Raw genomic sequence first — 17,235 nt, forward strand, 5'->3', positions numbered from 1 at the left:
GTCTCCACCCGTTATGGTAAAGGAAACATTATCTTATCACGGCCGGGGTAACCGCACCCAACCACCCGCCCGGGATGCGACCCAGCCCTCGATTTCCAGCATCAGCAGGCGCTGCTGGCAGTCACTCACCGAGCAGCCGCTTTGTTGCACCAGGGCGTCGATGGGCGTGGGGGAGGCGCTCAGCAAGCCGAGCAGTGCATCGGGCAGCGGTTCGACTGCGGGGTCAGTTGCCGACCGATGGGTAGAGGTCTCTTCCATGGAGGCGGGTAGAAATTCCCTCGCCCAATGCTGCAGCTCGTTGACGATGTCCTCGGGTTCGCAGGCCATGGCCGCCCCCTGGCGCAACAGCTGAAGACAGCCACGTGCCTGCTGATTGTGCAACGAACTGGGCAGGGCAAACACATCGCGACCCTGCTCCATGGCCAGGCGGGCGCTGACCAGTGAGCCGCTTTTCTCGGCTGCCTCCACCACCAGCGTACCCAGCGATAAACCGGTCACGATGCGGTTCCGGCGCGGGAAGAAGGCGGGGTGTGCGGTGGTGCCCGGCGGGTGCTCGGCCAGTACCAGTCCTCCCGGTGCATCGCTGAGCTGTTGATATAGCGCACGATGGCGGGCGGGATAAATCACGTCAATCCCGCAGCCCAATACCGCCACGCTGCTGCCGCCCGCGTCCAGGGCGGCTTGCTGGGCCACCCCGTCAATCCCTAACGCCATGCCGCTGACAATACTCCAGCCTCGCCTGGCCAATTCCCGGGCGAAGGTTTGCGCATTATAGGTGCCTTCCGATGTCGGCCGACGCGTGCCCACCATGGCAAGCGTCGGTCGTTCCAGGGCGCCCAGGTCGCCCTGTGCCCAAAGGACGGCTGGCGGATCAGGTAGTTGATTGAGTAGCCTTGGCCATGCCGGGTGGTCGCGGTGCAAAAGCGTGCGTCCTGGCGCACTGGACTGCCAGGTCAGGCTCGCCTCGACCTCACGCTGCAAGGGGCTCTTTGTGGGGTGCTCGCACCACAACCGCAGCGCACTGGCTGCCTTGCTGGGCAACCCCGCCAGCCATCCCTGTGGCCACTGGGGTTGTTGCGCCACCAGCTCAGCGATTCGCTGGGGCCCCACTCCCGGCAGTGCATTGACCACCAACCACTCCCTGGTATCCATTACCTCTCCTTATTCAATCTATCGACGATTGACCCAACTCATCTAGCGCGGCGGTGTCCTTACAAGGTCGCCAACCTCCACCACTTGGGAAGCCTCCATCACCAGCGCATAGCTCACGCGATCATAGGGGCTGAAGACCATCAAGGTGCCAGCGGCTTCACTGGGTAGCGTGATCGACGCCTGATTACGCGGGTCGCTGACCACCTCACTCTGCTGGGCAATCTGGAAGACATGCCCGGCTTGCACGCCATCCAGCGTGCCCAAATCGATCGTTACCACCTGCAGGCGACCGATAAAGCGCACCCCGCCCGGCACGCCGATCAGTGTCCCCGACAGCGCATTGCGCGGTGTACGGGGCACCATGTCGTCATCCAGTCGCGAGGCTTCCAGCGGCAAGACAAGGTCGTTGTTGCGTATTTCCTGGGCAGCACTCAGCACCTGCAACTGGGCGATATCCTCTTCGGCGCGCAGGTAGCGGGCTTCGCCGATCTTGATCAGTTCGGTACCCAGAACCGTGCCATCGTTAGCCGTATAGGTGTCGGCGGGCCGATAAATGCCCACGTCTGCTTGCCTTGGCACCTGCCCGCGCACATACAGCGAATCCCCCGCCCCGCTGATCAAGCGTCCCTGGTGACCGGCCACGACATAAGCCATGGCGTCGGCAGCGGGGTCCCCCTCTTTGATACGATGATCACGCAAGAACGGCCGGATAATACTCGCGTCGATGGGGGGTATCGCTTCGCGGCGAGGGACGGTGCGCATCTTGGGGGAGAGTGTCACTACCCACTGCTGCCGTGAAAGGGACAGGCAGGGATCGCCCTGGCAATCGCTTAAGGTGAGTATATCGCCGGGGTAAATAAGGTTTGGATTGCGGATAGCAGGATTGGTCTGCCAAAGCTCAGGCCACTGCCAGGGCGCATGTAAGAACCGGCCCGCAATGTCCCAGAGGGTGTCGCCCTCTGCCACCGTGTAGCGCTCGGGTGCCGAATCGCGAACGCGCTCCCAGGCGCCCGCATCCAGTGACATCAATACCGTCAATGCGCCGATGAACCAAGCGCCCGCGCCATATCGCCTGCGTTGTCCAGCCCCCATCCTGCCCCCTGTGTTTTTAACTGCGATTACGCGGGTGATTCGCGCTGCACCACCGGGCAGGCATGCCCGGAACATTGACAGCATGATATAGTGGTCGATCATAAAGTACTCAGGTCATAAATAAAGCACTTGGGCATGCGACCCCATTGACGCACTGCTCAAGCGATTACTTAGTTCAGCACAACGGTGGTAGCAACGCCATGGCCAAACTCGCCATTCTCGAATTCCCCGACGAGCGCCTGCGCACCAAGGCCAAAGCAGTTCAAAGCGTCGACGATGAAGTGCGCAAGCTCGTCGATGACATGCTGGAAACCATGTACGACGCCCAAGGGATCGGCCTGGCCGCGACCCAGGTGGACGTTCACCGCCGGGTGGTGGTGATGGATGTCAGCGGCGACAACTCCCAGCCGCTGGTACTTATCAACCCCAGCTATACGCCCATTGGCGACGAGAAAGAGCCGCTGTCCGAAGGCTGCTTGTCGATCCCGGAGCACTACGCTGAAGTGCCACGCTATTTGAAAGTGGAGCTGAAGGCGCTGGACCGCAACGGCGAGCCCTACACGCTTGAAGCCGACGGTCTGCTGGCGCACTGTATTCAGCACGAGTACGACCACCTGGAGGGGGTGCTGTTTGTCGACTATCTGTCGTCCCTCAAGCGTGACCGGATTCGCAAGAAAATGGAAAAGCGCCACAAGCAGATGCAGGGCGCCTGACCGCGTCGCACTGTTCAAGATTACCGTCACGTCTCCCTTTGCCGCCAGGTCCCTGTGTCCATGTCATCATTGCGCGTTGTTTTTGCGGGTACCCCGGAATTCGCTGCTTCAAGTTTGGCTGCCCTGCTGGAAAGCCAGCATCAGGTGGTCGCCGCCTATACCCAGCCCGACCGTCCCGCCGGGCGTGGGCGCAAGCTCACCCCAAGCCCTGTCAAGCGCCTGGCGCTCGAGCATGGGCTGCCGGTTTATCAGCCTGAAAGCCTGAAAGCGGCCAATGCCCAGGCGACGCTTGACGCGCTCGATGCCGACGTCATGGTCGTGGTGGCCTACGGGCTACTGTTGCCTCAGGCCGTGCTGGACATCCCGCGTCTGGGCTGCCTCAACGTTCACGCCTCGCTGCTACCCCGCTGGCGCGGTGCCGCGCCGATCCAGCGCGCCATTGAAGCCGGTGACAGCGTTTCCGGCGTGACCATCATGCAAATGGATGCCGGCCTGGATACCGGCGACATGCTGTTTGAGGTGCGTACGCCGATCACCGACCAGACCACCGGTGGCGACCTGCACGACCGGCTGGCCCTGCAAGGGGCCAATGCGCTGGTTCAGGTGCTGGACGAGCTGGAGACGGGACGCATCACAGCGTCGCCCCAACCAGCAGACGGCGTCACCTACGCCGCCAAGCTCACCAAGGCCGAGGCCGAGCTGGATTTCAGCCAGCCTGCCGAGCAGCTGGTACGCACCATTCACGCCTTCAACCCCTGGCCTGTTGCCTGGTGCGCCCTGGGTGACGACCGCCTGCGCCTGCTGAAGGCAAGTGTCGAGCCAGGCGAACAGCCGCCGACGGCACCCGGCATGCTGCTCGAACACGGCGAGGATCACTTACGAATCGCCTGTGGCGCCGAAGGTCGCCAGGTGCTTTGCGTCAGCCGTGCCCAACTTCCCGGGGGTAAGGCGCTGCCAGCCCGCGAGCTGCTCAACGCCCGCCAGTCACGCCTCATCCCGGGCACGCGCCTGGGGCAAAATACCCACTCAGGAGCCTCCTCATGAATCAGCCACGTTCGCCCAAGGCAGGCAGCGGCCAGGAAGTGCGCGCTGCCGCGGCACGCGGGCTGGTACCGGTGCTGACCGACCAGGGGTCGCTGGCCACGCTGGATGAGCACAGTGTGATTGCGCGGGACCGCAGCCTGCTCAAAGAACTGTGCTACGGCACCTGCCGCCGCCTGCCACGCCTGGAAGCGCTGGCCGACCAGTTGCTCAAGCAGCCGTTCAAGAAGCGTGACAGCGATATCCAGGCGCTGCTGCTGGTGGGCATCTACCAGCTTCTCTATATGCGTATTCCCGCTCATGCGGCGGTCGGCGAGACCGCGGGCGCGGCGCGTCTACTCGGCAAAACCTGGGCCACGCGGGTTCTGAACGGCTGCCTGCGTCGCTTGCAGAGGGAATCCGACGAACTTCAGGCAATCGTCGACCGCGATGCCAACGTGGCGCTCGAGCATCCCGCCTGGTTGTTAAAGGCGCTTCGTCAAGCATGGCCTGAACAGTGGCAGGCCATTGCCAACGCCAACAACCAGCCTGGGCCAATGACGCTGCGGGTCAATCAGCGCCACCACGACCGCGAAACCTACCTGTCCCTGCTGGATAGCAACGGTTTGAGCGGCCAGTTATGTGTCCACGCTCCCGACGGTATTACCCTCGACCAGCCCTGCGACGTCACCACCTTGCCTGGTTTTGAGAAAGGTCTCGTCAGCGTTCAGGATGAAGCCGCCCAACTCAGCGCTGCGCTGCTCGGGCCTGCCCTTGCCCCGCGCCCTGGGGCTCGTGTGCTGGACGCATGCTGTGCCCCTGGCGGGAAAACCGCTCACCTGCTGGAACAGTTTGATATCTCCCTGACCGCCGTGGACAGCGACAATATGCGCCTGGCGAGGGTTGACGACGCACTCCACCGCCTGGGTCTGACGGCCGAGCTACAGCACGCCGACGCCACCCAGAGCGACTGGTGGAGTGGCACGCCTTTTGACGCCATCCTGCTTGACGCCCCCTGCTCCGGCACCGGCGTCATTCGCCGTCATCCGGATATCAAGAAGCTGCGCCGCCCCGACGATATCCGCAAGCTGGCCGCATTGCAGCGCCAACTGCTGGATAATCTCTGGCCGCTATTACGACCGGGCGGCACGCTGCTTTACGCCACCTGTTCGGTGCTGCCCGAAGAGAATGTCGATCAAGTGGAGGCCTTCTTGGCCCGCACACCCGACGCACAGGTCACCACGCCGGGTGACGTTGCCTGGGGCATGCCGAGTGGCCACGGCCGCCAACTGTTTCCCGAAGACGGCGGTCACGATGGCTTTTTTTATGCCAGACTAGAGAAGCAGGCTGCCTGACACATTTTTCGTCATGACAGGCAGTGAATTCATGACACGGATGGAGAGACCATGAGTCATCACACCTATAAGCACATCGAGCTAACCGGTTCTTCCGAAAAAGGAATTGAAGACGCCGTGCAGAACGCACTCGCCAAGGCGTCTGAAACCATCAAGCATATGCGCTGGCTGGAAGTGACCGACACCCGCGGCCACATCGAGGACGGTCGGGTCGCACACTGGCAGGTCACGGTCAAGGTTGGCTTTACCCTGGAATAATCCCCACCTGCTTTTCGGCGGCGGCTGGTTTACACTGGCCGCCGTCTTTATTGCAGCGCACGATAGGCCGCCTCACGCAGTTCACGAGGCATCGCTGGCGCTCTCAACGGAACCGATGCTCAGCAATGAAAATCATCATTCTCGGCGCCGGCCAGGTCGGCGGCACCCTCGCGGAGCACCTTGCCCGTGAGGAAAACGACATCACCGTCATCGATACCGATGCCAAAAAGCTGCGCGAGCTGCATACCAAGCTCGATATCCGCACGGTGACCGGCGCGGGTTCCTACCCCATCGTGCTGCGTCAGGCAGGCTGTGAAGACGCCGACATGCTGATTGCCGTCACCAGCAGCGACGAGATCAACATGATCGCCTGCCAGGTGGCGCATACCCTGTTCCGCACACCGACCAAGATCGCCCGGGTACGGGCGACGGCCTACCTGACCCGCAAGGGGCTGTTCGCCCACGAAGCGATTCCCATCGACGTGCTGATCAGCCCCGAGCAGGTGGTCACCGACCACGTGCGCCGCCTGATCGAGCATCCCGGCGCGCTGCAGGTGCTGGAGTTTGCCGGTGGCCTCGTCCAGTTGGTGGCGGTAAAAGCCTTCTACGGAGGCCCGCTGGTGGGCCAGGACCTGGCCTTTCTGCGCCGCCACATGCCCAATGTGGACACCCGGGTGGCGGCGATCTACCGCCGCAACCGGCCGATCATCCCCCGCGGCGATACGGTCATCGAAGCCGACGACGAAGTCTTCTTCCTGGCGGCACGACGGGATATCCGCGCGGTCATGAGCGAACTGCGCCGGGTCGAACGGGATTTCCGCCGGGTGGTGATCGCCGGGGGCGGCAACATCGGCGAGCGCCTGGCCGAGCACCTGGAGCACAGCCACCAGGTCAAGATCATCGAGCACAGTCTGGAACGTTGCACCACGCTCTCCGAGCGGCTCGACCGCACCGTGGTGCTCCACGGCAGCGCCACCAGCAAGCGGCTGCTGGAAGAAGAGAACATCGAGGACTGCGATATTTTCTGCGCGCTGACCAACGACGACGAGGTCAATATCATGTCGTCGCTGCTGGCCAAGCGGATGGGCGCAAAAAAGGTGCTGACACTGATCAACAATGCCGCCTATGTGGACCTGGTCCAGGGCGGCGAGATCGATATTGCCATATCCCCCCAACAGGCAACCATCGGCAGCCTGCTGACCCATGTGCGCCGTGGCGATATCGTCAACGTCCACTCGCTGCGCCGGGGCGCCGCCGAGGCCATCGAGGCCATCGCCCATGGCGACAAGCAGTCGTCCAGGGTGGTCGGGCGCACCATTCGCGAGATCGATCTGCCCGAGGGCACCACCATCGGCGCGATCGTGCGCGGCAAAGAGGTGATGATCGCCCACGACCACATCGTCATCGAAAGCGGTGACCACGTGATCCTGTTCGTTATCGACAAGCGGCGCATCCGCGACGTAGAGCGCTTGTTCCAGGTAGGGCTGACGTTCTTCTGATGCTTAAACTCGGCGCGCAACTTATTGACCAGGGGAGCCTAGAACAGCCATGAGCCTGAGGGTTATTCTGCGCATCCTGGGGCTGCTGTTGATGCTCTTCAGCCTCACCATGCTCCCCCCCATGCTGATCTCCGCATGGTTCCGCGACGGCGTGTGGGACGCCTTTATGATGGCCATGACCATTACCGTGGCAACGGGGCTGTGCTTCTACTTACCCAACCGTCGCGCACAAAAAGAGCTGCGCGTGCGCGATGGCTTTATTATCGCCGCCATGTTCTGGACCGTGCTGGCCCTGTTCGGCTCGCTGCCCTTGATGCTGTTTGGCGATGAGGCGCTGGGTTTGACCGATGCGGTCTTCGAGTCTTTCTCTGGGCTGACCACCACGGGCGCGACGGTCATAACGGGGATCGACTTTCTGCCCGAATCGATCCTCTACTACCGCCAGCAGCTCCAATGGCTGGGCGGCATGGGGATCGTGGTCCTGGCCGTGGCGATTCTGCCCACACTCGGCGTTGGCGGCATGGCGCTTTACCGCACGGAAATCCCGGGTCCTTTGAAAGACTCCAAGCTGACCCCGCGCATCACCGAGACCGCCAAGGCGCTTTGGTATATCTACGCCACCTTGACGGTGGCCTGTATGCTGGCCTATATGGCGGCGGGCATGAACTGGTTCGACGCCCTGGGGCACAGCTTTTCGACGGTGGCCATTGGCGGCTTTTCCACCCACGACGCCAGTATCGGCTATTTTGACAGCGCCGCGATCGAAATGATCTGCGTCGGCTTTATGCTGATTTCGGCGTTCAGTTTCAGCCTGCACTTTATCGCCTGGCGTGAAAAACGCCTGACGCACTACTTTCAGGATCCGGAAGCCCGTTTTCTGATGCTGTTTCTTGCCGGGCTGACCATTATCACCGTGACCACCCTATGGCTGAGTAACACCTACAGCAATATCGACGTGCTGCGCCATGCGCTGTTTGAGGTCGTCTCCGTTGCCACCACCGCCGGGTTTGCCGTGGCTGATTTCTCGGGCTGGCCGGGCGCCCTGCCTTTCCTGCTGTTTGTGGCGGCTTTCGTTGGTGGGTGTTCCGGCTCCACCGCCGGCGGGATGAAAGTCATCCGCATCATTCTGATCATGAAGCAGGGCATGCGCGAGGTTATGCGCCTGATCCACCCCAACGCCGTCATCGCCGTTAAAGTTGGTAAAGTCAGCGTGCCCGACAGTATCGCCCAGGCGGTATGGGGCTTCTTCTCGGTCTATGTGCTGCTGTTTTTCTTGATGCTGGTAGGCGTCATGGCTACCGGGGTGGATCAGGTCACCGCCTGGTCGACCGTGGGCTCTGCCCTGAATAACCTGGGCCCGGCGCTGGGCGAAGCCAGCAGCCATTACGGCGATATGCCCGGTATCGCGAAATGGATTCTGGTTTTTGCCATGCTGTTGGGCCGTTTGGAAATTTTCACCGTGCTGGTCCTGTTCACACCTGCTTTCTGGCGGCGTTGACCCGACCGGCGCGGCCTATTTATTTGTTGAGTTGAGACGTTTTCATGACCCAGGAAGATGTGACACTGAAAGCCTCCGATAGCGACGCACTGCCCGCAACCAGCGGCCCGATCAAGGTTATTACGGTGGGCGATACCCGCTACACGCTGCTAGGCACCGCGCACGTCTCGGAAGAAAGCGCCAACGACGTGCGCCAGTTGATTGGCACCGGCCGCTTTGACGCCGTTGCCATCGAGCTGTGCGATGCCCGACACCACAGCATGGCGAATCCTGACGCCATGGCAGAGCAGGACCTGTTCCAGGTATTCAAGCAAGGCAAGGCCGGCATGGTCGCTGCAAGCCTTGCCCTGGGCGCGTTTCAACAACGTATTGCCGACCAGTCGGGCATTCAGCCCGGGGCTGAAATGCGAGCCGCGGTCGAGGCCTGCAAGTCCAAACAGCTACCGCTGCTGCTGGTCGACCGCGACGTCGGTATCACGCTCAGGCGCATTTACCGCAATGTTCCCTGGTGGCAGCGCTTCTCGTTATTTACCGGCTTGATCGGCAGCGTACTGTCCCGGGAAGACGTCTCGAAAGAAGATATCGAGAAGCTCAAGGAAGGCGATATGCTGGAAGCTACGTTCAGCGAATTCGCCGCCCAGTCGGAAGCGCTTTATAGCCCGCTGATCCGCGAGCGCGACCGCTATATGGCGCTGCGCCTTGCCGAAGAAACGCCTTCAGGGAGTTACCGCAACGTGCTGGTGGTGCTGGGCGCCGGTCATTTGAAGGGCACCGCCGAGCATCTTGAAGCGCCGTTGCCTGCCAATCCTGGCGAGGAAATCGCCACCCTGGAAGCCACGCCGCCGCCGTCTAAAATTTGGAAGCTGGTTCCCTGGCTGATTACCGCCCTGGTGCTGGTCGGCTTTGCGATTGGTTTTTCGCGCAATACCGACTTGGGCTTGCAGTTAGTACTTGAGTGGTTTTTGATCAACGGTATTCTTTCTGGCGGTGCCACGATTATCGCCATGGCACACCCGGTCACCGTGATCGCCACCTTCTTTGCCGCGCCGCTGACGTCGCTTAACCCGACGATTGGCGCCGGGTTTGTGGCTGCCGGGGTAGAACTTTACATGCGCAAGCCCAAGGTGCGCGACTTTGCCACCCTACGCAACGATGTGGTGAACCTGAAAGGCTGGTGGAAAAACCGTGTGTCGCGCACGCTACTGGTCTTCATTCTCGCCACGCTCGGTTCCGCAGTGGGTACCTGGGTGGCCGGTTTCCGAATTGCCGGTACGCTGTTTGGCGGCTAGGCGCTGCATCGCCGCTGTCGGCGGGTCGATCTTGTGATACGACCGGCTCGCCGCATAGCTGTCGTTGAACACCTCAAAGTAATCATCCAGCACTTCCGCAGCGGAGGTATCTCCGCCCTGGCGCAGCAGCTCGATGGCCACTTCGGCGGTGCAAAGATGCGCTCTGGAGGCAGGCTTGCGCAGCCGGTAGCGGGTCTCCCGCTCGGTGCGCAGCGGCAGCACCGGTAATCCATCAAGGTAGGGGCTTTTTCGGAAGATTCGCCGTGCCTGGCGCCAGGTGCCATCCAGCAGGATATACGCTGGAATCCTGCCGTTTTGCTTTGCGTCGTTAACCGCCGCCAACGACACCACACGGTCGGCGTAGTCGGGCTGATCATCGGGAAATATCACAAAGGGTGCGTAGCGGGGGTCGTCCAGCAGTGCCAATAGTTGCTCATCAGGCGCGGTGCGGTACCAGGTAAACACCCGAGTTTGCGACAGCACGTCGCCAATCAGGCGCCCCGTATTGGTTGGCTTATAGTGCTCCAGGGGATGGGTCAGCAGCCACACCTGGGCATGGCTTTCGGCCTTGACCTGATAGGGGCACAAGCAATTGAGCTCGGGCAGGTTGCAGCCCTCACAGCGTCTGACAAAGCTGCCCCGCGCCTTGAATTCCCGCCGGGGCGGACGCGGATGCCCCGTCGCCGGATCTCTCTCGACGTCTGGGCTGACGGCATCGGCATTGTGCGTACCGGACTCAGAGACTGACATCTGCGCTCCCACGATTGGCAAGGGGCGCCGAGTATAAAGCAGGTCCCCACGCAAAACGAACCCCCCTCTCGGCTAGATCCCTTCCCACATGCTCGTCGCTGTAAACCTGAACACCCTTCTTAGTTGACACCTAAACCGAGTCGCCGATAAAGTCTCGTCAACTTTCAAAAGAATATAGGTTTACCCGTGACCGCCACTGCTGCCAATACCCAGACTGCCGCCCCTCGCCACGACTGGACGCTGGACGAGATCAACGCGCTGTTTGCGCTCCCCTTCAATGACCTGCTGTTTCAGGCCCAGCAGGTGCACCGCGCGCATTTTGACGCCAACGCGGTGCAGATTTCGACCCTGCTGTCGATCAAGACCGGCGCCTGCCCGGAAGACTGCAAGTACTGCCCCCAGTCCGGCCATTACAACACCCAACTGGAAAAAGAGAAGCTGCTGGAAGTTGAAAAAGTCGTCGAACAGGCCAAGGCAGCGAAAGCAGCAGGCGCCAGCCGTTTCTGCATGGGCGCGGCGTGGCGCAGCCCGCGGGATAAGGATCTGGTGATGGTGGAAGAGATGGTCCGCCAGGTCAAAGCCCTGGGCCTGGAAACCTGCATGACACTGGGTATGGTCGATAGTGATCAGGCTAGCCGCCTGGCCACGGCGGGACTCGATTACTACAACCATAACCTGGACACCTCGCCCGACTATTACGGCGAGATCATCACCACCCGCACCTTTAGCGACCGGCTGGATACCCTGGCCACCGTGCGCGAGGCGGGCATGAAAGTCTGCTCCGGCGGCATTCTCGGCATGGGTGAAGAGGCTCAGGACCGCAGTGCGCTGCTGCAGCAACTGGCCAAGTTGTCACCGCACCCGGAATCGGTACCGATCAATATGCTGGTCAAGGTACCCGGCACGCCGCTGGAAAACGTCGAGGACCTGGACCCTATCGAATTTATCCGCGCCATTGCGGTGGCGCGCATCATGATGCCCCAAAGCCACGTCCGGCTCTCCGCCGGTCGCGAGCAAATGAGCGAATCCACCCAGTCGCTGGCCTTCCTGGCGGGTGCCAACTCGATCTTCTATGGCGACAAACTGCTTACCACCGGCAATCCCCAGGCCGATCTTGACCGCGCGCTCTTCGCCAAGCTCGGCCTTCATCCGGAGCGCCGGGAAACCTGCGAGGATGACGCGATTCACGCCCAGCGCCTGGCCCAGCAGGCCGAACAACATGCCCGCGCAGAGCGCGTGGCCGAGCTTGCGGTCGACGCCAGTGTCTGATGCGTGGCGTCAGCGTTTGGCCGAGGCCCGTTTAGACCGCCAGCAGACCCGACGCTGGCGCACCCGGCAAATCGTGGCAGCGGGTACGCTCGACTTTGCCGGTAACGACTACCTGGGCCTGGCCCAGGACCCAAGGGTGCGTGAGGCCCAGGCAGAGGGCGCGCGCCGATACGGGGCGGGTGCCGGTGCATCGCATCTGGTCAGCGGTCATTTGGCGGTTCACGAGGCCCTGGAAAACGCCTTGGCACGCTGGACGGGGCGGGAGCGCGCCCTGCTGTTTTCTACCGGTTATATGGCCAACCTCGGTGTGTTGCAGGCGTTAGCCAACGCCGACACGGCGATATTTCAAGACCGCCTCAACCATGCCTCACTGCTGGATGGCGCCACGCTCAGCGGCGCCCGCTCGCGGCGCTTTCATCACCGTGATGCTCACGACCTGAACCGCCTACTCACCCGCAGTGAGTGTCCACACAAGCTCGTGGTCAGCGACGGCGTGTTCAGCATGGATGGCGATGTGGCGGATATTGCCACGCTGGCCCAGGTGAGCCAGCAGCACCGCGCCTGGCTGATGATCGACGATGCCCATGGCGTCGGCGTGCTGGGCGATGATGGCAGCGGCTGCGTGGGCACTCCTTGGGGCAGCGCTGAAGTCCCCGTCCTGGTCGGCACCCTGGGCAAAGCGCTCGGCACCGCCGGTGCCTTTGTCGCCGGCGATGCCGCGCTGATCGAGCATATCACCCAGTTTGCCCGCAGCTATGTGTACACCACCGCCCAGCCGCCGAGTATTGCTGCCGCCACCCTACAAGCGCTGGAAATCGTTAAGGGTGAACCCGAACACCGCGACCATCTCAACGCCAACATCGCTTACTTCTGCCGCGAGGCGTTGCAGTTGGGGCTACCGCTGAGCACGTCGACGACCCCGATTCAGCCACTGCTATTGGGCAGCGAAGCCCGTACCCTGAGCTGGTCGGCAACGCTTGCCAAGCATGGCTTGCAGGTCGGCGCAATTCGCCCACCCACGGTTGCCAAGGGTGAGGCGCGCCTGCGCATCACGCTGAGCGCCTGCCATACCCGCTGCGACATTGATCGACTACTGGCAGGTTTAAAGCTCTGTCAGCAAGAGGAGGCAAGATGCCACGCCCATCCTCACAACGCTTAGTTCTCCTCTCGGGCTGGGGCATTGATCAACGCATCTGGCAGCCACTCGAGGGCTGCTGGCCCGCATCGGTCGAAGCCCACGCCGTGGACTGGCCGGGCTACGGCGATGCGCCAGCCCTACCCGACAACGCCAAACTGGATCAGTTGGCCAGCTCCATGGCCAGACAACTGCCCGGCGACGCCATTTGGGTCGGCTGGTCATTGGGCGGACTACTGGCCACAGCACTAATTGATCACCTCCCTCCACCGCGTGGCTTGATACTCCTCGGCGTGGGCGAACGGTTTTACAGTGATGATGGCGTCACCTCGTCAGAGCTTGCCAGTTTTCGGCACGCCTTTTCCCGTGACCCTCACGCCACCTGGCGACACTTTTTACGCTGGCAAACCCAGGGCGAACCCAACGCCCGCCAGGCCCACCGACAGCTGCGGGCGCTTCTGGGTGATACCCCCAGCGCTAACCGCAGCACGCTCGCCCAGGGGCTTGACTGGCTGGCCACCATCGATAACAGCCGACGACTACACAATACCCCCTGCCCCGTGAAGCGTTTGGTCGGCGAGCACGACCCGCTGGTCGGCACGTCGATCCGGAACAAGGCAGCAACGCTGGCGAAAGCCGGGCATTGCCCGATGCTCTCCCAACCCGTTCAGCTGGCTGACGCCCTCGCGGCGCAGGCGATACTTGCCGTCGAGGAGCAACCATGAGCACGACCGCTACCTCGCCGCCCCCGACAAACTGGCAGGCCAGCGTCGCGCATGCGTTTTCCCGCGCGGCCCCGCGCTACGATGCCCTGGCCAACGCCCAGCGACATATCGGCGAAACGCTTTGGGCCACCTTGCCTGATACCGCTGGGTTGAGCCTGTTGGATATGGGCTGCGGCACCGGTTACTGGACCCAGCGACTTGCCGCACGCTACCTCCATGCGCACGTCACAGGACTGGATATTGCGCCCGGCATGCTGGCCGAAGCCCAGGCCCGCTACGGCAACCATATTCGTTGGCAGCTGGGCAACGCCGAAGCGCTCCCCTTTGCCGCAGACTCCTTTGATCTGGCGTTTTCCAACCTGGCGATTCAGTGGTGTCGCGATACCGGCGCGGTGATGAACGAACTTCAGCGGGTGCTTGCACCCGGCGGCCAGGCCCACCTCATGACACTACTGCCCGGTACGCTGGCCGAAGTCGCCCATGCCTGGCAACGCCCCGAGGCGTTATTGCAAACGCCCGAACGGAATGAGCTGGCGCGCGCCATTGATCAAAGCGGCCTGACGCCTATTCATCAGCAGGTCGAGCGGCGCAGGTTCCACTACCCCGACCTGAACGCCGTGATGGCCTCCATCAAGGGCGTCGGTGCGCAGGTCTCAAGGCCCCACGCCCGGCATCTGACCCGCCGCGAGCTTAAGGCTGCCCGCGAGCGTTTTGAAACGCTGCGAGAGCCCCAGGGCCTGCCAGTGAGCTACCTGTGTTGTACCCTGCAACTGGAAAAACCCTCATGAGCGCCTACTTCGTTACCGGCACTGATACCGATGCGGGCAAAACCCTGGTTACCAGCACCCTGTTAGCGACTGCCAGTGCGCAGGGACTCACCACGCTGGGCTTGAAGCCGGTCGCCTCGGGCAGCCGCGTCACCCCCGAAGGCCTGCGCAACAGTGATGCCCTGGCGCTGCAGGTACAAAGCATGCCGCCGGTCAGTTACGCAACGGTCAACCCCTGGGCGTTTGAGCCCGCCATTGCGCCGCACTTGGCCGCAAACGAGGCAGGCCAAGCGCTTAACCTCAGCGATATTGTGACAACGATTGGCGCGACCCTTGCGCAAACGCCGCGGGACTTGAGCCTGATCGAAGGCGCGGGCGGCTGGCGGGTACCGCTCAACGACCGCGAAGATTTTTGCGATATCCCTTGCGCCATGGACCTACCGGTGATTCTGGTGGTCGGCCTGAAGCTGGGCTGCCTCAACCATGCCAGACTCAGCGCCGAAGCCATTGCCGCCGACGGCCTGACGCTTGCAGGCTGGGTGGGCAGCGTGGTCGACCCGGCCTTTGCCGCTGAGTCGGCCCGCTTTGCTGACAACCTTGACGTGCTCAAGCGAACCTTACCGGCCCCCTGCCTGGGCGTTATCCCGCATCTCGAACAGCCTTCGCCTGAAACTGCACAGCCGTTCCTTTCCCTGCCGCCGTTACGCCCGCTGGAGACTCTATGACCTCGCCTGTCTGGCACCCCTATGCCGATCTAAAACATCAAACGCCGGCGCCCAAGGTGGTGGGCGGTGACGGCGCTCACTTTGTACTCGATAGCGGTGAACGCCTGCTGGATGCCACCTGCTCCTGGTGGTGCATGATTCACGGCTACGGCCACCCCCGCCTGGTGGCGGCCATCCGCGAGCAGGCCGGTGAACTTTGCCACGTGATGCTCGGTGGCTTAACCCATGAGCCCGCGGATCAATTAGCCCGTGAATTGGTGCGTATCACCCCCGCCGGGCTGAATCACATCTTCTACTCGGACAGCGGTTCGGTGGGCATGGAAGTGGCGATGAAAATGGCCTTGCAGTATCAAGTCCTCACCGGCAATCCCGGCAAGCGCAAGATGCTCTCGCTGATGAAGGCTTATCACGGCGACACCACTGGCTGCATGGCGGTGTGCGACCCTGAAGAAGGCATGCACGGTCTGTTTACGGGGCTGCTACCCAAACACCATTTTGCCCCGGCACCCACCGCCCCTTACGACGCCACTCCCAAGCAGGTGGAACACGACCTGAGCGCTCTGCGTGAGGTGCTTGAGCGCCACCATGATGAGATCGCCGCGCTGCTGATGGAGCCGCTGTTGCAAGCCGCTGGCGGGCTCAACATGACCTCGCCGGACTACCTGCGCGGCGCCCGGGCGCTATGTGATGAATTTGGGGTACTGCTGATCTTTGACGAAGTAGCCACCGGCTTCGGTCGCACCGGCAAGCTGTTTGCCGCCGACCACGCAGACGTCACGCCGGATATCATGGTGCTCTCCAAAGGCTTGACCGGCGGTTACCTGGGCCACGCCGCGACGCTTGCTACAAACCGTGTGCACGATGCCTTTATCGGCGACAGCGAGCACCACGCCTTCATGCACGGGCCGACGTTCATGGGCAACCCGCTGGCCTGTCGCGTGGCCCTGGAAAGCCTGCGGGTGTTCGAGGAAGAGAACTACCTTGGCAAGATCGCCACGCTCAACCAATGGCTGCGCCGCGAGCTGCTGGAAGATTCTGCGCTCAACGCGCACCCGGCGGTGGCCGACGTCCGGATACTCGGCGCCACGGCGGTGATCGAAGCGCACTCCGCTGACGCACTGAAGGGCGTTGCAGGCTTCGCCCGCGAACACGGCGTCTGGTTGCGCCCCATCGGCCGCTGGCTTTACACCATGCCCGCCTACATTACCTCTGAAACGGAGATGGTACAGATCACCGACGTCATGAAGGCATGGTTTTTGGAAAGCTCAAGGCAGCATTAGATTGCCCTGTTTGCGCCACTGGTTGACCAACGCCGGAACGCCTTCACCGGCGGTGGTGTTAATCGCCAGCACGCCCGGCGGGGTTAACGCATCCGCATCGGGGTCGACCAGTGCGCAGGGCGTCTCCATCTCAATGTAGGACAGCAGCGACGCGGCAGGCATCACGGCAAGCGAGGTGCCCACTACCAGAAAAAAATCTGCTTGGCTTGCGATCTCACAGGCGTCTTCAAACAGCGGTACCGACTCGCCAAACCAGACAACGTCCGGGCGTAACTGGCTGCCCTTGTCGCAGATATCGCCCAGCTCAATGCCACCTTTGGGCAGCGGATAACGCAGCCGGGGATCCACCGAAGAACGCGCCTTCAGGATCTCTCCGTGCAGGTGCAAGACATGGCGCGACCCCGCCCGTTCGTGGAGATCATCAATGTTTTGGGTAATCACGCTGACCTTGAAGCCCTCCTGCTCGAGCGCCGCCAGCGCTTTATGGGCGGCATTAGGCTTGGCGCGACGAATCTGTTCCCGGCGCTGATTATAAAACCCCAGCACCCGCTCGGGGTCATGCCGCCAGCCTTCCGGCGTCGCCACCTCCTCTACCGGGTGCTCTTCCCACAGGCCGTCGCTGGCGCGAAAGGTTTTTATCCCGCTCTCGACGCTGATACCTGAACCGGTGAATACCACCAAGTGTGGGGCGTCTGCCATAGTGTCCTC

The 17,235-nt window shown here is 62.3% G+C and carries 17 protein-coding genes; 13 read left to right on the top strand and 4 right to left on the bottom strand.

Translation table 11 applies throughout. The annotated features are described in order from the left end of the window. Positions 1 to 36: 36 nt before the first annotated feature. On the bottom strand, positions 37 to 1,152 hold the full coding sequence (gene dprA, locus NH395_RS09150; RefSeq protein ID WP_253024191.1) for a DNA-processing protein DprA: 1,116 nt from the start codon (positions 1,150 to 1,152) through the stop codon (positions 37 to 39). A 42-nt stretch (positions 1,153 to 1,194) separates the two neighbouring features. Beyond that, positions 1,195 to 2,244: a LysM domain-containing protein gene (locus tag NH395_RS09155; protein WP_253024193.1), complete on the bottom strand. Its 1,050-nt coding sequence runs from the start codon at positions 2,242 to 2,244 to the stop codon at positions 1,195 to 1,197. A gap of 200 nt (positions 2,245 to 2,444) precedes the next feature. Here NH395_RS09155 and def point away from each other — a divergent pair, with 200 nt between their 5' ends. The 7 genes from def to NH395_RS09190 all read left to right on the top strand — a co-directional run bounded on the left by def (position 2,445) and on the right by NH395_RS09190 (position 9,876). After that, positions 2,445 to 2,957, top strand: a complete 513-nt coding sequence (def, locus tag NH395_RS09160) for a peptide deformylase (protein WP_253024195.1) — start codon at positions 2,445 to 2,447, stop codon at positions 2,955 to 2,957. A gap of 60 nt (positions 2,958 to 3,017) precedes the next feature. Then, on the top strand, positions 3,018 to 4,001 hold the full coding sequence (gene fmt, locus NH395_RS09165; protein WP_253024197.1) for a methionyl-tRNA formyltransferase: 984 nt from the start codon (positions 3,018 to 3,020) through the stop codon (positions 3,999 to 4,001). Then, positions 3,998 to 5,332 (top strand): 16S rRNA (cytosine(967)-C(5))-methyltransferase RsmB, encoded by a 1,335-nt coding sequence (gene rsmB / locus NH395_RS09170; RefSeq protein WP_253024199.1) that lies wholly within the window; start codon positions 3,998 to 4,000, stop codon positions 5,330 to 5,332. Before fmt ends, rsmB begins: the two co-directional genes overlap by 4 nt. A gap of 51 nt (positions 5,333 to 5,383) precedes the next feature. Then, positions 5,384 to 5,590, top strand: a complete 207-nt coding sequence (locus tag NH395_RS09175; RefSeq protein WP_253024201.1) for a dodecin — start codon at positions 5,384 to 5,386, stop codon at positions 5,588 to 5,590. A 125-nt stretch (positions 5,591 to 5,715) separates the two neighbouring features. Next, positions 5,716 to 7,089, top strand: a complete 1,374-nt coding sequence (gene trkA, locus NH395_RS09180; protein WP_066321907.1) for a Trk system potassium transporter TrkA — start codon at positions 5,716 to 5,718, stop codon at positions 7,087 to 7,089. Positions 7,090 to 7,138: 49 nt separating this feature from the next. After that, positions 7,139 to 8,587 carry a TrkH family potassium uptake protein gene (locus NH395_RS09185; protein ID WP_253024203.1) on the top strand — a complete coding sequence of 483 codons (1,449 nt, stop codon included), beginning with the start codon at positions 7,139 to 7,141 and terminating at the stop codon, positions 8,585 to 8,587. Positions 8,588 to 8,631: 44 nt separating this feature from the next. Continuing rightward, positions 8,632 to 9,876: a TraB/GumN family protein gene (locus NH395_RS09190; RefSeq protein ID WP_253024205.1), complete on the top strand. Its 1,245-nt coding sequence runs from the start codon at positions 8,632 to 8,634 to the stop codon at positions 9,874 to 9,876. Here NH395_RS09190 and NH395_RS09195 read toward each other — a convergent pair. Further along, entirely contained in the window at positions 9,787 to 10,626 is an 840-nt protein-coding gene (locus NH395_RS09195) for a DTW domain-containing protein (protein ID WP_253024207.1), read from the bottom strand. The two genes, NH395_RS09190 and NH395_RS09195, sit on opposite strands and share 90 nt — an antisense overlap. Positions 10,627 to 10,812: 186 nt before the next feature. Between NH395_RS09195 and bioB the strand changes: the two genes are divergently transcribed. The 6 genes from bioB to bioA are packed head-to-tail and all read left to right on the top strand — an operon-like array spanning position 10,813 to position 16,527. Then, complete coding sequence (bioB, locus tag NH395_RS09200) at positions 10,813 to 11,895, top strand: biotin synthase BioB (protein ID WP_253024209.1); 1,083 nt, start codon at positions 10,813 to 10,815, stop codon at positions 11,893 to 11,895. Continuing rightward, positions 11,888 to 13,054 (top strand): 8-amino-7-oxononanoate synthase, encoded by a 1,167-nt coding sequence (gene bioF / locus NH395_RS09205; RefSeq protein ID WP_253024211.1) that lies wholly within the window; start codon positions 11,888 to 11,890, stop codon positions 13,052 to 13,054. The genes bioB and bioF overlap by 8 nt, the downstream gene beginning before the upstream one ends. Next, positions 13,027 to 13,755 (top strand): alpha/beta fold hydrolase, encoded by a 729-nt coding sequence (locus tag NH395_RS09210; RefSeq protein ID WP_253024213.1) that lies wholly within the window; start codon positions 13,027 to 13,029, stop codon positions 13,753 to 13,755. The genes bioF and NH395_RS09210 overlap by 28 nt, the downstream gene beginning before the upstream one ends. After that, the gene (locus NH395_RS09215; RefSeq protein WP_253024215.1) at positions 13,752 to 14,543 is read left to right on the top strand and encodes a methyltransferase domain-containing protein; all 792 of its coding nucleotides are present in this window, start codon (positions 13,752 to 13,754) and stop codon (positions 14,541 to 14,543) included. Before NH395_RS09210 ends, NH395_RS09215 begins: the two co-directional genes overlap by 4 nt. Next, positions 14,540 to 15,247 (top strand): dethiobiotin synthase, encoded by a 708-nt coding sequence (gene bioD / locus NH395_RS09220; protein WP_253024217.1) that lies wholly within the window; start codon positions 14,540 to 14,542, stop codon positions 15,245 to 15,247. The genes NH395_RS09215 and bioD overlap by 4 nt, the downstream gene beginning before the upstream one ends. Beyond that, positions 15,244 to 16,527 carry an adenosylmethionine--8-amino-7-oxononanoate transaminase gene (bioA, locus tag NH395_RS09225; protein WP_253024219.1) on the top strand — a complete coding sequence of 428 codons (1,284 nt, stop codon included), beginning with the start codon at positions 15,244 to 15,246 and terminating at the stop codon, positions 16,525 to 16,527. Before bioD ends, bioA begins: the two co-directional genes overlap by 4 nt. On the opposite strand, the gene NH395_RS09230 is transcribed toward bioA, so the two are convergent. After that, a complete protein-coding gene (locus NH395_RS09230; RefSeq protein ID WP_092827520.1) occupies positions 16,513 to 17,226 on the bottom strand; it encodes an NAD-dependent deacylase in 714 nt (237 codons plus the stop codon). The two genes, bioA and NH395_RS09230, sit on opposite strands and share 15 nt — an antisense overlap. Positions 17,227 to 17,235 lie beyond the last annotated feature (9 nt).

The sequence above is a fragment of the Halomonas sp. Mc5H-6 genome (assembly GCF_024124705.1).
Taxonomy (GTDB): Bacteria; Pseudomonadota; Gammaproteobacteria; order Pseudomonadales; family Halomonadaceae; genus Vreelandella; species Vreelandella subterranea.

Bases quoted from the DNA above. Each gene is read 5' to 3' on its own strand.
- dprA (WP_253024191.1), bottom strand. From the start codon at position 1,152: ATGGATACCAGGGAGTGGTTGGTGGTCAATGCACTGCCGGGAGTGGGG.
- NH395_RS09155 (WP_253024193.1), bottom strand. From the start codon at position 2,244: ATGGGGGCTGGACAACGCAGGCGATATGGCGCGGGCGCTTGGTTCATC.
- def (WP_253024195.1), top strand. From the start codon at position 2,445: ATGGCCAAACTCGCCATTCTCGAATTCCCCGACGAGCGCCTGCGCACC.
- fmt (WP_253024197.1), top strand. From the start codon at position 3,018: ATGTCATCATTGCGCGTTGTTTTTGCGGGTACCCCGGAATTCGCTGCT.
- rsmB (WP_253024199.1), top strand. From the start codon at position 3,998: ATGAATCAGCCACGTTCGCCCAAGGCAGGCAGCGGCCAGGAAGTGCGC.
- NH395_RS09175 (WP_253024201.1), top strand. From the start codon at position 5,384: ATGAGTCATCACACCTATAAGCACATCGAGCTAACCGGTTCTTCCGAA.
- trkA (WP_066321907.1), top strand. From the start codon at position 5,716: ATGAAAATCATCATTCTCGGCGCCGGCCAGGTCGGCGGCACCCTCGCG.
- NH395_RS09185 (WP_253024203.1), top strand. From the start codon at position 7,139: ATGAGCCTGAGGGTTATTCTGCGCATCCTGGGGCTGCTGTTGATGCTC.
- NH395_RS09190 (WP_253024205.1), top strand. From the start codon at position 8,632: ATGACCCAGGAAGATGTGACACTGAAAGCCTCCGATAGCGACGCACTG.
- NH395_RS09195 (WP_253024207.1), bottom strand. From the start codon at position 10,626: ATGTCAGTCTCTGAGTCCGGTACGCACAATGCCGATGCCGTCAGCCCA.
- NH395_RS09210 (WP_253024213.1), top strand. From the start codon at position 13,027: ATGCCACGCCCATCCTCACAACGCTTAGTTCTCCTCTCGGGCTGGGGC.
- NH395_RS09215 (WP_253024215.1), top strand. From the start codon at position 13,752: ATGAGCACGACCGCTACCTCGCCGCCCCCGACAAACTGGCAGGCCAGC.
- bioD (WP_253024217.1), top strand. From the start codon at position 14,540: ATGAGCGCCTACTTCGTTACCGGCACTGATACCGATGCGGGCAAAACC.
- bioA (WP_253024219.1), top strand. From the start codon at position 15,244: ATGACCTCGCCTGTCTGGCACCCCTATGCCGATCTAAAACATCAAACG.
- NH395_RS09230 (WP_092827520.1), bottom strand. From the start codon at position 17,226: ATGGCAGACGCCCCACACTTGGTGGTATTCACCGGTTCAGGTATCAGC.